Genomic DNA, 12,828 nt, shown 5'->3' with positions numbered 1-12,828 from the left:
CTGATCCCATCCCGAACTCAGCAGTGAAATGACCGATCGCCGATGGTAGTGTGGGGTCTCCCCATGTGAGAGTAGGTCATCGCCAGGCACCTAATTTAAAATGCAGTAAAAACAAAGGCTTCCTTATGGAAGCCTTTTGTGTATATGGTCAGGTTCGGAATCAGTTCGGATTCTGACCGAACTTTTTCTCCGCTTCAGCTTCTGCCAGATTCTCATAGGTTTGCTGGTGATCCACCCAGGCTTTCAGATCTTCTACCCGATAACGAATTGACCGGCCCAGTTTTATAAACGGGGGCGGTGTCTGGCCAAACAGCTCTCCCGATACCCTCGACTTGTCCAGTGCACTTTTACAAACACCAATAAACATTGCCGCTTCACGAGTTGAGTAATTGATGCATTCAATGGGGGCTTTCACTTCCATGCCACTTGCTCCTTTTTTGAGGGGAAAGATTTTAGATTGGTTTTAGTTGTTCTACAGTTCATAGGAATTTCCAATTTCCATCGAAGCTGGTTCTTATGAAGTTGGCCATAGGCTTGGTTAAAAAAATTTCAGAATGTCATAACCCAGTACCGGCTGGGCATTACTGGTGGTCAGCCGCTTACTGTTTCGGTTGTGGAACGAGGTTTCCGTTGGATCGTACATCAGGCCATATTGCCAACCACGGTCGGTAAGCAGGTATTTGCCTTTTTTGCCCTGACCGGTCCATTTGATGATTCGTAGTTTTTCCAACACCTCGACTACATGTTGGCGGCTCCGGCCAATAAACTCGCCCAGTTCTACCAGAGAGAAGTAATCGTCCAGCTCGTAGCGGTTGCGTTTGCGTCTTTGTTTTCTCTGGATAGGCTCTTCATCGGTTTCAGAACCAACCTCCGCAGGATCAGCATAGCGGCCATCCTGATTGATCGATTCAGTTTTGGGTTCATTGGGGAGTGTAGATTGTAAACGGTTCAGCACGGTTTGATACCACTTCACCTGTTTCACTGGCGTACCGCTATTATGGGCTTTTCCGGTATCAAGGATTTCACACAGAGGCTGACCCTGATCGGTAGGTACCCATTGACTATCGATTTTGATCTGGAGTCCTGCCGCTTCCAGTAATTTATTTACCTGGCGGGGATCCTGCGGCGGTGTCATCATTTGGCCAAGCTGGGTAGGCGTAAACGTCATGGCCTGAACAGGCGCTACCAGTTGTTTCTGACCCATGGCTTCCAGTGGCGAGAAACCGATCTGGCTTTTCAGCAACCGGTCAGCAGAGAGTAATTTCTGGTTTCCGGTAAAGCCCAGTGCCTCGGCAAAAGCAATGGCTTTCAGGGAGGTGGCCATGTTCATTTCCAGCAAAACCTGGGATGTGGGGGGCTTCGGCTCTTCAGGTTGAACGTCTTCTTTTAAGTGAGCCGTGGGGATCGCTCTGCCGGATTCCAGGTTATCCCAGCGCACTACCAGGTCGGCGCAATAATTTCCGTCGATGGAAGCCATTGCGGTGATGCTGTCGAGGCGATCCAGCAGCAGATGTTCCACAAACTGCCCTGAAACCCCCTGTTTTGGCCTCTCCTCAATTTGAGGAGAGGCAATTGCACCCTCTTTAACCAGTCTTTCGATGGTTCGTTTAACATTGTCTGACCGTTTGCCAGCCACATTGGCTATCTCGATATGGGACATTTTCAGTTCGGTGGTACCTGACAGCATCTGGCTTTTGGTGTTCTCTGGGGCTGTAAGAATTTTAACGTCCATAGTCAACTTTCCTTTTTGTGCGATGTTGTGGATAACTTCAGTGTTCTGTTTTTCCACAGGTTTTATTGGTAATTACTATTCAGTGAATCTTGACGCTTGCATGCACGACGGGGTTCTGTTCATTTTCACGGATTCGTTGCAGGATCAGCCCGGTCACCAGCATCGCCTGATCCCGTGCCTGGGGGCTGTTAATACCCACAGTGATGGCAACAATCAGCGTCGTCATTTCAATCAGTAAGGTTTCTGCATTTAACAGTCGGCCTTCCATTTCTTCACCGATCCGGTCTGCCAGCATGACTTTTCTTGCCAGTTCCTTTTCCTCCTTTTTCGAGCTGAGACCAGCGGTCTGCTTTTGTTTTATCTCTATGGCCAGGGCCAGGTCATCTGGTGTAAGTGGGCTCATTCCGGCTTTCATTAAAAGCTCCTTTAAAATGGGATGGAGTCGTCGTAGGAGTCATACTGTTGTGTTTGCATGGGCTGGGGAGTGTGACCGCCATCCCGGGCATTGGTGTATTGGTTCTGATGCGTGCCCGGCTGTGACTGATAATTCTGAGGCTGAGCCTGCTGACCATTGGGGTTCTTTTCCAGAAACAGCAGCTTGCCGTTATATCCGCTGTACACGACTTCAGTCTGGTAGCGATCCTGACCATTCTGATCCTGCCATTTTCGGGTCTGGAGCTGGCCTTCGATCATGACTCTGTGGCCTTTGCCCAGATACTGAGCGGCCAGTTCAGCAGGTTTGCCATAGAGAACCACCCGGTGCCATTCGGTGCGAGTTTGTTTCTGGCCATCTTTTTTCCAGCTTTCTTCGGTGGCGATGGAAAGAAGGGTTACGGCATTGCCATTGGCGGTGGCTTTGCAGTCCGGGTCTTTGCCCAGTCTGCCAATCAGGGTGACGCGATTCATGGATGCGGCCATCAGGAGATCTCCTTTTCTGTTTGTAGAGAAAGTTGTTGAGCGGGGGTGATCAGTGCAGCACGGCGGATGATCAGTTCGATGCGGTATTCGTTGCCGTGGCGGTCAAAGCGGTAGCAGTCCAGTGAGCCTTTGCCGAGCCACTTTTCCATGGCGTGGATATCATCGGTCAGGATTTCTTCGGTGACTTCGCCATTGGTGTAAAGCAGATCGGGTTGGTCCTCGCCTTTTTCGGGTTCTTTGTCAGCTACCTTCTGCTTGGCTTCCTGGTTCAGCCGCAGTTCAATAATGGCCATCAGGTCGGTTTGCTCTTTATGGAGAAGCACATCCAGATCCGGAAACAGGTAGTCCTTATTCACTGCTATTTTCCGGTACATCGCCAGATTGTTTTTTACGTCCTGTGCCTGCTGCTTCTGTTCGATCCGAGCCTGTGCCAGCCGATCATTTACCGCTGACTGCATACTGGCGACACTCTTTTTCCCCTTGATCACTTCCTGAAAATCAGCAGGCATAACCACGGCAGCGATCCAGCCGGGAGTGAGTTCGGTATTGATCACCTGCCGTTCTTTTTCTAGGGTGGTGACGGCTTTCAGAACGATACTGTCTTTGATGTGCTTCTTCTGATGTTTGACCTGCTTATCCAGGGACTTGCGTTTGGTAGCCATGGCCTCGGTCAGGTGGTCGATACGGGTGAAGAGTCGGGCGATGTCCGGTACCTGGGCAAGTGCAGTCTCTTTGCCGTCCTTCAACTTTGTTTCCGTCTTTTTGAAAAACTTCACCGCCGATTCGGCATCAGCAAAATCCTGATCGGTAACCAGTGCTGATTTGACGGAATCAATGCGTTTGAAGATCTGTTCTTCCAGCAGGTGCAGGTTGGAATCAATCACGGATCCATCCAGCTGTACAACCAGTGCCGTGGTGTCTTGAATTACTTCGCCTTCCAGTACCTGTACAGGTGTTTCCGGCTCGAAATTCTGCAGATCCTCCTGAAACTGTTTCCATCCGGCGATCAGGGCCTCACGACGATAGTCGTGGGATTCGTAATAGACATAGCGCAGCTTGGCGGAGGTACCATCAGAGCAGACAAGCAATACCCGTTCGGCGCCGCTAACCAGCAACTGTTGTTCTAACTGCCAGTAATAGGCAGGTTCAATGCCTTCCCCTTCAATCTGGGCAACCAGCTTTTCATTCCAGAGTTTGTGCTCAAAGATCAGGTCTTCCACCATGGTCAGCCCGTCGAAGCTGGCCAGCAGAGGTAACCCGTCGATGGTGGTGACACCGGTGGCTGGAAATAGGTCCGCTCCGACTATTTTCTCTGCCAACGGTCGGGCTTCTGCTTCGGCCCGATGCCCGGCATCGAATTTCTTCTGCTGAAATTCGTTTACCTCTGGGGTACTGCCTGTTTTCTTCTGATGGAGCAGCTGGTCCCGGCTGAGAAACGGACTGTCGCCCATCATGGCTGGTGCCTCACTGGCGGTGAAATGGTTCTGTCGCAGGGCGAGCCATTCGGGCGTCCCCTGTTGGATATCGAGAATGTCCATTTAGTGGCCTCTGGGTTGGATGGCTTTCAGTTGTTGTACTTGTTGTGGGGTGGCTGGCGCTTTGGAATTGATTTTGCGGATGATGCGATCTGCACTCTGTTGGCCGGATTCAATGGATGCCCGCCATTCTGGTAACAGGCGCTGGAAGTCTGCATCGGGGTAATGGTTTTGAACCGGTGGCTGGGCTGAGTCCTTCATATCCGGCACATAGCCATCGGTGTCATCATCGGTGCAGGCCACGCCAAGAATCCCGACTAGAGTCTGACGCTTCAGATAAGTCACAGTAGAACTGATCTGTTGCAGGGCGCTTTTTTTACCGGTGTTATCCATAGGACCAGTAGCCGTGTTACAGATGGTGTGGCCGGATACATGGGTCAGATTGCAGGTGATGGTGATGTTTGGTCCATTCTGCTGTTGCTCAAACCAGTAGCTCAGTCCGTAGCGGTGAAGAACCGGCTGAACCGCAGCAACCACATCATCAATGGAGGCGTAGGAGTACTCCATGCGACCGCCATTATTGGTGTTAAAGGCAGCGGTCTTGTTCTTTTTAACCACTGGCATATCTTGCTGAAAACGGGAAAAGGCCTCGTTAAACTGCTGTCGTGCAACAATGGCCTGGCTCTGTTCGTACAGGTTCATTACCCGTTCCAGTGTGTCGATGCTGGCATTCTGGTTGATGGCCGACTGCATGATCTGTCCCACTTCTGACAGTGCCGAGGATTCAGGTTTATCCACAGGCAACACTTCTGTGGATTCAATAAGCCCGGTTTTCTTTTTAGCTGGCATGGCGAAGGGCCTCGTCCCGGTGAATGCGGTTTCTGACGGCCAGCACCTGGTCAGCAATTTCCATCCGGAAACTCTTTTCCAATGCACTGGATAATGTGCGGTGCAGTTCGCACCAGGCGCGGAAATCAACGATGACGGCATCTGCCGTTTTCGGATCTTTACGCCATACGGCGATTTCATCCCTGATTACCCGATAGATCTGGAGTACCGTCATATCCAGCGTGATGTTGCTGGCAATGCGATCTTTCAGGATGCATACCTTGCCGTAGTCGTAGGTGTACTGGTTGATGTTCAGCCAGTCGCTGATACCGGTAACAACGGGTTCTTCCAGTCGATTGACCTGGGTTTGATTAGCCACGGCAATAACCTCTTTTGCTGGCGTAGTTAATGACTTCCCAACCAGAAAGGCGGGAGCGTTCGTCGTTGCAGTCATGCACCAGCTGCTTCACGGCCAGCCAGCGATAACCTTGCATGGGATGGAATTCTTCCAGGGTAAGAAAGGTCAGGAAGCTGCCCGGGGTCAGAGCGCCAAAACCGGCAATGATGATGGGCTTGTTATCTTCGATCTGTTCCTGAATGTGGGTTTCAATCCGTTCAAGTTCGGACTCAATGGTCTCTTCGAGGGCTTCCCTGTCATCAATGGCATTGAGATGCCGGTTGAGGTCGTGGGTGACTACGTCCATTGGTATTCCTGTTTTTTATTAATTTGGATCTGAATCTGTAATAAATTTATATAATGTGGAAGTTTATTCCGCAAATGCGGAATAAATAATATTTATAAATTGATAGTAATAAGTTGATAGTTATAGGCTATAAAGTTTTTTTAATTTCCTGTTTATTAAGGAGTTGCAGGAAGTTTTTTTGAGGTGGCAGGAATGGATCTGGCAAAGGAATGGGTAAAGTGGCTTCCAATAACGGTGCAGTCAGAGATTAATTTGGACAATAAATTGGATTTATCTTCCATTTTTATTGATTCGGTACCAGTAGGAAAGGGCCGGCCACGGTTTACCCGCAGCGGACGCTGTTATACGCCCTCTGCCACAAAGCAGGCAGAGCAATCTGTCCGGTTGGCTGCGGAAAATCAGAGAGACAAAGGCATGCTAACCGGTTCGGTAGGGGTTTTGGTGCTGGCTGTATTCCCGGTGCCGAAAAGCTGGTCAAAGCCTAAACAGCGACAGGCAATGGCGGGCAAGATTCGCCCCGGGGTTAAGCCTGATTTTGATAATGTGGCGAAACTGTATTGCGATGCTCTCAATGGTGTTGCCTGGCAGGATGACAAGCAGATAGTAGATGGCCGCTGCATTAAACTCTATGGACAGCAGCCCGGAGTGCTGATTTTGTACTGGCCGCTATAGGGGGCAACTAAAACCAACGGCTGTGCCCTGGTATATGTCCATAATATTGCCCCGATAGGAAATGGTCAGATCCCGGTATAACGGATTGATCACTCTGAAAATATGTTCATTGGCATCCATTCGTTGCCAGACCCGCAGCATCATGCGGCCGTCGTGTTCAATCAGAAGGATTTTTCCCGGTGTCGGGGTTTGCTCCACATCAATCTGGACATGGCTTCCTGAGGGTATATGCCTGATTTGAGCATTATTGGGATCGATCATGCTGTCATTGTCCAGTCGGATAAGAAAGCTATTACTACCGGATTCCACAATGGGAAACAGTATGCCTGGATCAGTTTTAATGGCCTGCTGTTTCTCTTCTATCTGCTGACGAATCGCTTTCACATCATCCAGGGTGATGAGCGGGATGGCATGCGGGTTTTTCTCTTGCTCGCCGGTATCAAGCCAGCAAACCGTGACGCCTAACGCATCGGCAATGGCCATTTTCTGTTCCAGCTTTATAGGACGGTTGCCGTTCATCCAGGCGTTCACAATCGACTTCCCCCAGCCAATTTTTTGGGCTAGCTGTACATCAGATATTTTCAACTCGGACGCTTTCTGTCGGGCTCGTTCGTACCACTGGGTTGTCACGGTGTTATTCCATTATTTGTGATTCTTTAGCAACACTCTAACACCTGCTTCAGGAAGCATTAAGTCACAGTGTTGAGGATAATGGCTGCCATTCAGCCAATATGGTGGCTTTGATTGATTTACTATTCCAAAAATGCGGATAATGTATTTTCTATAACACGCATAAATGGATTTTAGAAATGATACAACCTGACCAGAAGCGCCTTAGCGAAGGCAATTTAAATGAAGAAGACACTCTGAACGAGGAAGCCCTGCCACTTTACTGGTATGAGATTCCCTGGCCAATCCGTGGTCATCACCCGCACTTTGAAATGACCCACGATCTCTATGACGAACTGGTGAAAACCTACCCTAGCATCAATGTGGAGCAGGAGCTGATCAATGCTTATGCCTACATGAGGGATCGTTTCCCCGGGTGCAGTGAAGGCCGGTTCACTCGCTTCATAACCAACTGGCTGGAGAAAAATGAGCAGGTAAAGCGGAAGACCAATCGGTGGTTTGGCCGGGGAGCTGCTGATGGAGGTTGTGTATGAAGGACTTTGGCAAGGTCTCCGGGCAGTTCTGGATCAGTGATGATATTCAGTCGCTGTCAGATAAAGCCAAACTGCTGGCGCTTTACCTGTTGACCACCGGCCATGGGAATCTGATTGGTATCTTCAGGATGCCAAAAGGCTATATGTCTGCAGACCTTAACTGGGACGAGCCGAGCGTTGAACGAGCGATTGCCGAGCTAACGACGAGCGGTTTCCTGTTGGCCTCTGATCAGTGCAAGTACATCTGCATTCCGCAGTTTATGGAACATAATCCTGTGGACAATATCACCCAGATTGATGCCCGCCTGAAGCTGTTGGTAAAACTACCGCAGACGCTGCTGGACGACTTGCCCGGAGTGATACCTGTTATCGAGAGGGCCGTTGCGAAAGCCAGTGATTACAAGGGCTCGAAGCAAACTGAAGCGTTGTTGGAAAACGCTCGGAAGATGCTCGGCAAGTGCTCGGTAGAATCTCGCCTAGAGAATAAGAGAAATAGAGAAGAAGAGAATAAGAGAAATATTTACAAGACATATGTGCAGTCTGACGACCGCACGACTCCCAGGACGGGGGAAGTGCCATCAAGTGCCGGGAGCACGACTGGTATGACAGAGCAGTCCGGTCCGGTTACGCAGAAATCATTGGAAAAACCGGATGATTTGTCAGCACGCTTTGAGCAGTGGTGGACAGCCTTCCCAAAGCGGGAGGGCAAGAAGGGCTACAAGCAGAAAACCTTCAACAAGTACCGGAAACTGATTCGGCAAGAGGGCTTCACCTCTGATCAACTGCTGGCCAACCTGATGGCCTACCGTCGCTACTGCGACGAAACCGGAACCACCGGCACCCAGTATGTGATGACCACGGAACCCTACCTGAATAATCCCGACAATCTGACCAACCAGTGGACGGTGAACCATGCAGCAAGGCAAAGAACTGCTGGCAGACCCAGCGTGCTTGATCAATTCCTCGAAGCCAACGCAGAACACTACTCAACAGAGCAAACGTCAGCCACAGGGTACGACCCCGAAGCAGATTGCGGACCTGTTTGGGACCATGATCGGCCTGTACGGAGCGAAGTGGACACGGGAGCACGGCCTGGCGGATCGAACCGGGCAGTGGCTGGATACCCTGAGCGACCTGCATCCGAATCAGCTGGATCTGGGCATTCGCCGGGTGAAACGGGAGGGGAACGACTGGCCTCCCTCGGCTCCGGAGTTTCGCCGGTTCTGCCAGCCAAAACCGGAGGATATGGGGCTACCGGAAATGGCGAAAGCCTGGCAGGAAGCCAATGACCATGCCGGTTCTCCAAATCACCATCCATGGTCGCATAGGGTGGTGTATCTGGCGGGGCGGGCGGCAGGCTGGCATGAGTTGCGCTCTGCTGGTTCAGCGCAAGAGTGCCGGGATGTGAAGGTGAAATTTGCCAATGCCTATCAGGCACTGACCAACCGGGTGTTGAGCGGTGAGCCGCTTGAAGATCAGCTTTCCATCGAACACCAGTTTGATCCCGCCATTCACTCAAATCAGTTGGTCAGGGAGAACATGGCTGAGCAGGGCATTGATCCGCTGGATGGTCAGGGTGCGCGGCAGAAACTGATGGGAATGTTCCGATGAACGGGCTCTGGGATGGCGTCTGGCTGGCGGTGGCCTGGGTTGTGCTGGTGATAGTGCTTTGCTGGCACTTTGTGGAGGCGATCTGATGGCAGAGCTGGCATTGCAGAAAGTGACATCACACATGCTGATGCCGGTATCCGACGATGACCAGCTATTTGTGCAGCAGCTGAAGACCGGGCAGGTGATTCGGGCAGAGTTTCGTAAGGTCCGTAACCCGCACTTTCACCGCAAGTTCTTTGCTCTGCTGAAGCTAGGCTTCGATCATTTTGAGCCACAGCCATGCCGGATGGTTGGCACTGATCAGTGGTTTACACCGGAGAAAAACTTCGATGAATTTCGTCGTTGGGTAACGGTGAAGGCTGGATTTTATGATGTGATCGGATACCCGGATGGTGGGGTCAGAGTCAGGGCCAGAAGCCTGAAGTTTTCTAGTATGAGCCAGGAGATATTTGAGCAGCTGTACTCAGCAGCGATGGATGTATTGCTGTCTTTTGTACTGGATCCGGAGCGGGGCTGGAGTCGTGTGAAGGTGGATGAGCTGGTGGAACGGGTGGTGAATTTTGCGTAAGGAATCACTGTGACCAGGGAAGAAAAACAATATCTCTCGGACGTTGCCCAACTTGGTTGTATCGCCTGCAGGATCTCTGGTATGTCCGGTACTCCGGCAGAGGTTCACCATCAGCGCAGTGGTACTGGAGCCGGAAGACGGGCCAGTCATTTTGACACCATGCCTTTGTGTCCCGGGCATCATCGTTATCTTCCTGATGCCATACACGTCAATGCCACGTTGTTTGTTGAACTCTATGGCTCGGAAGCGGAACTGGTGAGACGAACACGCGAGGATGTTCGGCGTTATCGCCAAACTTTTGTGGGCTGTATCGGCGACTGATCCCGCTGTTTTTGATGGATCAAAGTACACAAGAACAAATCTTGAATCAGGAGAATGCCATGTACTTTGCTTTGGAACCAGCCTTGATGCGGATCTTCGGAACCCCGGAACTGATGATGAAAACTGTCAGCTGGCAGTTGGATATCAACAGTGGTTATCGAAAGACGACTGTTGCACCAGAATATCAAAGTACACGGGATGAACGACTGGGTGATGATGGTATTCGCAAAGGGGATCTTCGGGAGCGTATGAATCCGGAACTTTTTGCCATTCTGACGATTCGCTATGACGATAATCAGGCGAACCGCTCCAGTGCATGGTTACGAGTGAGTCATCTTTTCAGGAACGATGATCGACTACCCAAAGCGATCCGCAAGAATCCGGTGATGCTTTCTCTGTATCTGATGTGGCTATTGCAGCATCCTGATATGCAGCAGAAGAAAGGCAAAGTTGAGATAACCGGGAAAAGCCGTAAGACGCTTTACCGCTGGCGTATTGCCTGTGAAGAAGTGTGCAGTGAATGGATCAACTTGGCTGAAGATCGGGCTGAGGAATTACTGGAAGAGGCTGGAGCCATTAAGTATGAAAACTAAAGCCTTGACTAAAAATGACCCACAAAGTACGGTAAAAGCTCATGCTGGGAGCGTTCTAGATAACTTACATTCCCATTGCCTGAATCCTTCAAAGAAGCCCGGCCCCGTTGCCGGGTTTTTAGTATCTGCCACTCCCAAACTGAACCACTATAAAAAAGGGGCTTCATGTTTCACTTTTCCGCTTCGTCCAGGCGACATTTGTCGACTTGTGATGAGCGGCTTCAGCGTGTCTTCAAAAAAGTGATTGAGCATTACGATTGCACGATTATTTGTGGTCATCGGGGCAAAGCTGCCCAGATGCTGGCGTTTGAAAATGGTCAGTCGCAGTTGCAATGGCCAGACAGTAACCACAATCAGCTGCCCAGCAAGGCGGTGGATGTAATGGCTTATCCCTTGGACTGGCTTGATTATCAGCGATCCGCGCACTTTGCCGGGTATGTGTTGGGGGTTGCTGAGGGTATGGGCATCAAGCTGCGCTGGGGTGGTGACTGGGATCGGGATGGTCAGTTGAAAGATCACCGGTTTAAGGATTACCCGCACTTCGAGCTGGTGGATGATGATTAACCTGAACCCAATGGCTGGAATTGCCAAAGCGCTGATGGGTGGGCTTGATGGCTTGTTCACGTCTGATGAAGAGCGAGCCAAAGCTGAACTGTCTTTGAATCACCAGTTGCAGCAGCCTCATATTCTCCAGGCATTGGCCAATATCGAAGAAGCCAAACATCCCTCCGTCTTTGTCTCCGGTTGGCGACCCGCTCTTGGTTGGCTCTGTGTGTTTATTCTTGCCTGGACCTGGATTGTTCGTGATGTGGTGATCATCGGACTGATGCTTGTTGATAAGTCTGAAGTGGTTCAACAGTTACCCACAACAGACACCAGCACGGTGATTACTTTGTTGCTCTGTCTACTTGGATTGGGTGGTGCCCGAACCATTGAGAAACTCAAGGGTGTTGCAAGGAGATAGTCATGGGTGATGAAGACCGCTTCAATCGCATTGAGCAAAAGCTGGATGGCATCACCCAGATCCTGCAGACCCTGGCCAAACACGATGAACGGATGGTGAACCTGGCGTTGCGGGAAAAGCGCAGTGAAGAACGGTTGGACACCATTGAGAAAGCCGTGCTCAAAAACTCGACCATCAGCAGTGTGATTCAATGGATCGCTGCCACCACTACCGCAGGCATCATAGCCTTTGCTATCAAACAGTTATTCTAACCATGGCCAACCACAGCAAATACAAACCGGAAATGTGTGAGCAAGTGAAGGAGCTGATGAGCACCGGTTTAAGCCGAAAGGCTACCGCTACGGAAATGGGCATTAGCTACAACACGTTTTTGTCGTATATCGATAAGCATGAGGAATTTGCAGAAGCTGTGGCTCAGGCAGATGTTTTGGCAGAGGTATTCTGGGAAGAGAAATACATGCAGGGAGCATTGGGGCTTAACAAGGATGTTTCGCCAGCCATGTTGATTATGTATATGAAAAACCGTTACCACTGGCGGGATCGCCATGAGCAGACTGTGGTAGCGGAAAAGATACCGACGCTGGACGAATGGCTGGAAGAAAAAGACGGGTAAAGCCAGCCCGGGAACGGCTGTTGACTGAGTTTCAGTTTTACGCCAGCAAGTGCCTGAAGATCCGCACCAAAAGCGCCAAAGTCATTCCCTTTCAACTCAATAAGGCTCAGCTCTACCTGGATAGACGCATTGAGGATCAACGCCAGCGCACGGGCAAGGTGAGAATTGTTGTACTGAAAGGACGACAACAGGGCTGCTCCACCTATACTGAAGGTCGTTTTTACTGGCTGGTGAGCAATCGCAAGGGGTTACGAGCCTACATCCTGACCCATGAAGCCGATGCCACCGCCAATCTGTTTGATATGGTGCAGCGGTACCACGACAATCAGCCACCGTTTACCCAGAGGGAGCTCAAGAATAAAAGCTCCAAGCTGTTGGAGTTTTACCACGATTCCGGGTATCGGGTGGGAACCGCTGGCAATAAGGGAGCAGGTCGATCATCCACAGCGCAGCTGTTTCATGGATCGGAAGTAGCCTTCTGGCCCAATGCGGATGAACACCTGGCGGGTGTATTACAGGCAGTACCTAATGAAAAAAATACTGAGGTCATTCTGGAGAGCACTGCTAACGGCGTTGGTGGTGTGTTTTATGATTATGTTATGGACGCTGATGCTGGGCGCGGTGATTTTGAACTGGTGTTTATACCTTGGTTCTGGCAGGACGAAT

The 12,828-nt window shown here is 50.6% G+C and carries 21 protein-coding genes and 1 rRNA gene; 13 read left to right on the top strand and 9 right to left on the bottom strand.

What is annotated here, in order from left to right:
• Window positions 1-88: ribosomal RNA gene (gene rrf, locus ACO6UY_RS22825) — 5S ribosomal RNA — on the top strand; the annotation flags it as partial.
• Window positions 89-160: 72 nt separating this feature from the next.
• Here the strand turns inward: rrf and ACO6UY_RS22820 are convergent.
• The 8 genes from ACO6UY_RS22820 to ACO6UY_RS22785 all read right to left on the bottom strand — a co-directional run bounded on the left by ACO6UY_RS22820 (window position 161) and on the right by ACO6UY_RS22785 (window position 5,657).
• Window positions 161-421, bottom strand: coding sequence for a helix-turn-helix transcriptional regulator (locus ACO6UY_RS22820; RefSeq protein ID WP_174783933.1), 261 nt, complete (start codon window positions 419-421; stop codon window positions 161-163).
• 117 nt (window positions 422-538) lie between these two features.
• Complete coding sequence (locus ACO6UY_RS22815) at window positions 539-1,732, bottom strand: hypothetical protein (RefSeq protein ID WP_422491391.1); 1,194 nt, start codon at window positions 1,730-1,732, stop codon at window positions 539-541.
• A gap of 79 nt (window positions 1,733-1,811) precedes the next feature.
• Window positions 1,812-2,147 (bottom strand): hypothetical protein, encoded by a 336-nt coding sequence (locus ACO6UY_RS22810; RefSeq protein ID WP_422491389.1) that lies wholly within the window; start codon window positions 2,145-2,147, stop codon window positions 1,812-1,814.
• Window positions 2,148-2,158: 11 nt separating this feature from the next.
• On the bottom strand, window positions 2,159-2,650 hold the full coding sequence (locus ACO6UY_RS22805) for a single-stranded DNA-binding protein (protein ID WP_422491388.1): 492 nt from the start codon (window positions 2,648-2,650) through the stop codon (window positions 2,159-2,161).
• The gene (locus ACO6UY_RS22800) at window positions 2,650-4,188 is read right to left on the bottom strand and encodes a YqaJ viral recombinase family protein (RefSeq protein WP_422491387.1); all 1,539 of its coding nucleotides are present in this window, start codon (window positions 4,186-4,188) and stop codon (window positions 2,650-2,652) included. The genes ACO6UY_RS22805 and ACO6UY_RS22800 overlap by 1 nt, the downstream gene beginning before the upstream one ends.
• On the bottom strand, window positions 4,189-4,974 hold the full coding sequence (locus ACO6UY_RS22795) for an ERF family protein (RefSeq protein WP_422491386.1): 786 nt from the start codon (window positions 4,972-4,974) through the stop codon (window positions 4,189-4,191).
• Window positions 4,964-5,332, bottom strand: a complete 369-nt coding sequence (locus ACO6UY_RS22790; RefSeq protein WP_422491385.1) for a hypothetical protein — start codon at window positions 5,330-5,332, stop codon at window positions 4,964-4,966. Before ACO6UY_RS22790 ends, ACO6UY_RS22795 begins: the two co-directional genes overlap by 11 nt.
• A complete protein-coding gene (locus tag ACO6UY_RS22785; RefSeq protein ID WP_422491383.1) occupies window positions 5,325-5,657 on the bottom strand; it encodes a hypothetical protein in 333 nt (110 codons plus the stop codon). The genes ACO6UY_RS22790 and ACO6UY_RS22785 overlap by 8 nt, the downstream gene beginning before the upstream one ends.
• Before the next feature lie 192 nt (window positions 5,658-5,849).
• Here ACO6UY_RS22785 and ACO6UY_RS22780 point away from each other — a divergent pair, with 192 nt between their 5' ends.
• Window positions 5,850-6,329, top strand: coding sequence for a RusA family crossover junction endodeoxyribonuclease (locus ACO6UY_RS22780; RefSeq protein ID WP_422491381.1), 480 nt, complete (start codon window positions 5,850-5,852; stop codon window positions 6,327-6,329).
• Here the strand turns inward: ACO6UY_RS22780 and ACO6UY_RS22775 are convergent.
• A complete protein-coding gene (locus ACO6UY_RS22775; RefSeq protein WP_422491380.1) occupies window positions 6,324-6,959 on the bottom strand; it encodes a S24 family peptidase in 636 nt (211 codons plus the stop codon). The two genes, ACO6UY_RS22780 and ACO6UY_RS22775, sit on opposite strands and share 6 nt — an antisense overlap.
• A 179-nt stretch (window positions 6,960-7,138) precedes the next feature.
• Here ACO6UY_RS22775 and ACO6UY_RS22770 point away from each other — a divergent pair, with 179 nt between their 5' ends.
• The 11 genes from ACO6UY_RS22770 to ACO6UY_RS22720 all read left to right on the top strand — a co-directional run.
• The gene (locus ACO6UY_RS22770) at window positions 7,139-7,492 is read left to right on the top strand and encodes a hypothetical protein (protein ID WP_422491379.1); all 354 of its coding nucleotides are present in this window, start codon (window positions 7,139-7,141) and stop codon (window positions 7,490-7,492) included.
• A complete protein-coding gene (locus ACO6UY_RS22765) occupies window positions 7,489-8,781 on the top strand; it encodes a hypothetical protein (protein ID WP_422491377.1) in 1,293 nt (430 codons plus the stop codon). The genes ACO6UY_RS22770 and ACO6UY_RS22765 overlap by 4 nt, the downstream gene beginning before the upstream one ends.
• Window positions 8,663-9,103 (top strand): replication protein P, encoded by a 441-nt coding sequence (locus ACO6UY_RS22760; protein WP_422491375.1) that lies wholly within the window; start codon window positions 8,663-8,665, stop codon window positions 9,101-9,103. Before ACO6UY_RS22765 ends, ACO6UY_RS22760 begins: the two co-directional genes overlap by 119 nt.
• An 85-nt stretch (window positions 9,104-9,188) precedes the next feature.
• Window positions 9,189-9,671 (top strand): DUF1367 family protein, encoded by a 483-nt coding sequence (locus ACO6UY_RS22755; protein ID WP_422491373.1) that lies wholly within the window; start codon window positions 9,189-9,191, stop codon window positions 9,669-9,671.
• 9 nt (window positions 9,672-9,680) lie between these two features.
• Window positions 9,681-9,992 (top strand): Ref family recombination enhancement nuclease, encoded by a 312-nt coding sequence (locus ACO6UY_RS22750; RefSeq protein WP_422491372.1) that lies wholly within the window; start codon window positions 9,681-9,683, stop codon window positions 9,990-9,992.
• A gap of 59 nt (window positions 9,993-10,051) precedes the next feature.
• A complete protein-coding gene (locus ACO6UY_RS22745) occupies window positions 10,052-10,585 on the top strand; it encodes a hypothetical protein (protein ID WP_422491370.1) in 534 nt (177 codons plus the stop codon).
• 165 nt (window positions 10,586-10,750) lie between these two features.
• On the top strand, window positions 10,751-11,149 hold the full coding sequence (locus tag ACO6UY_RS22740) for a hypothetical protein (RefSeq protein ID WP_422491368.1): 399 nt from the start codon (window positions 10,751-10,753) through the stop codon (window positions 11,147-11,149).
• Window positions 11,139-11,549 carry a 3TM-type holin gene (locus ACO6UY_RS22735; RefSeq protein ID WP_422491367.1) on the top strand — a complete coding sequence of 137 codons (411 nt, stop codon included), beginning with the start codon at window positions 11,139-11,141 and terminating at the stop codon, window positions 11,547-11,549. Before ACO6UY_RS22740 ends, ACO6UY_RS22735 begins: the two co-directional genes overlap by 11 nt.
• Window positions 11,550-11,551: 2 nt before the next feature.
• Window positions 11,552-11,800, top strand: coding sequence for a hypothetical protein (locus ACO6UY_RS22730; RefSeq protein WP_101745988.1), 249 nt, complete (start codon window positions 11,552-11,554; stop codon window positions 11,798-11,800).
• 56 nt (window positions 11,801-11,856) lie between these two features.
• Window positions 11,857-12,162 (top strand): hypothetical protein, encoded by a 306-nt coding sequence (locus ACO6UY_RS22725; protein WP_422491365.1) that lies wholly within the window; start codon window positions 11,857-11,859, stop codon window positions 12,160-12,162.
• Window positions 12,138-12,828 (top strand): hypothetical protein (locus tag ACO6UY_RS22720; protein ID WP_422491363.1); only part of this gene is annotated, 691 nt, incomplete at its 3' end. The genes ACO6UY_RS22725 and ACO6UY_RS22720, both read left to right, overlap by 25 nt.

The sequence above is a fragment of the Endozoicomonas sp. ALE010 genome (assembly GCF_049310165.1).
Taxonomy (GTDB): Bacteria; Pseudomonadota; Gammaproteobacteria; order Pseudomonadales; family Endozoicomonadaceae; genus Endozoicomonas.
This window is presented reverse-complemented; position numbering and strand designations above follow the sequence as displayed.

Bases quoted from the DNA above. Each gene is read 5' to 3' on its own strand.
- ACO6UY_RS22820 (WP_174783933.1), bottom strand. From the start codon at position 421: ATGGAAGTGAAAGCCCCCATTGAATGCATCAATTACTCAACTCGTGAA.
- ACO6UY_RS22800 (WP_422491387.1), bottom strand. From the start codon at position 4,188: ATGGACATTCTCGATATCCAACAGGGGACGCCCGAATGGCTCGCCCTG.
- ACO6UY_RS22795 (WP_422491386.1), bottom strand. From the start codon at position 4,974: ATGCCAGCTAAAAAGAAAACCGGGCTTATTGAATCCACAGAAGTGTTG.
- ACO6UY_RS22770 (WP_422491379.1), top strand. From the start codon at position 7,139: ATGATACAACCTGACCAGAAGCGCCTTAGCGAAGGCAATTTAAATGAA.
- ACO6UY_RS22755 (WP_422491373.1), top strand. From the start codon at position 9,189: ATGGCAGAGCTGGCATTGCAGAAAGTGACATCACACATGCTGATGCCG.
- ACO6UY_RS22740 (WP_422491368.1), top strand. From the start codon at position 10,751: ATGTTTCACTTTTCCGCTTCGTCCAGGCGACATTTGTCGACTTGTGAT.
- ACO6UY_RS22805 (WP_422491388.1), bottom strand. From the start codon at position 2,650: ATGGCCGCATCCATGAATCGCGTCACCCTGATTGGCAGACTGGGCAAA.
- ACO6UY_RS22730 (WP_101745988.1), top strand. From the start codon at position 11,552: ATGGGTGATGAAGACCGCTTCAATCGCATTGAGCAAAAGCTGGATGGC.
- ACO6UY_RS22735 (WP_422491367.1), top strand. From the start codon at position 11,139: ATGATGATTAACCTGAACCCAATGGCTGGAATTGCCAAAGCGCTGATG.
- ACO6UY_RS22810 (WP_422491389.1), bottom strand. From the start codon at position 2,147: ATGAAAGCCGGAATGAGCCCACTTACACCAGATGACCTGGCCCTGGCC.
- ACO6UY_RS22745 (WP_422491370.1), top strand. From the start codon at position 10,052: ATGTACTTTGCTTTGGAACCAGCCTTGATGCGGATCTTCGGAACCCCG.
- ACO6UY_RS22780 (WP_422491381.1), top strand. From the start codon at position 5,850: ATGGATCTGGCAAAGGAATGGGTAAAGTGGCTTCCAATAACGGTGCAG.
- ACO6UY_RS22785 (WP_422491383.1), bottom strand. From the start codon at position 5,657: ATGGACGTAGTCACCCACGACCTCAACCGGCATCTCAATGCCATTGAT.
- ACO6UY_RS22765 (WP_422491377.1), top strand. From the start codon at position 7,489: ATGAAGGACTTTGGCAAGGTCTCCGGGCAGTTCTGGATCAGTGATGAT.
- ACO6UY_RS22815 (WP_422491391.1), bottom strand. From the start codon at position 1,732: ATGGACGTTAAAATTCTTACAGCCCCAGAGAACACCAAAAGCCAGATG.
- ACO6UY_RS22725 (WP_422491365.1), top strand. From the start codon at position 11,857: ATGAGCACCGGTTTAAGCCGAAAGGCTACCGCTACGGAAATGGGCATT.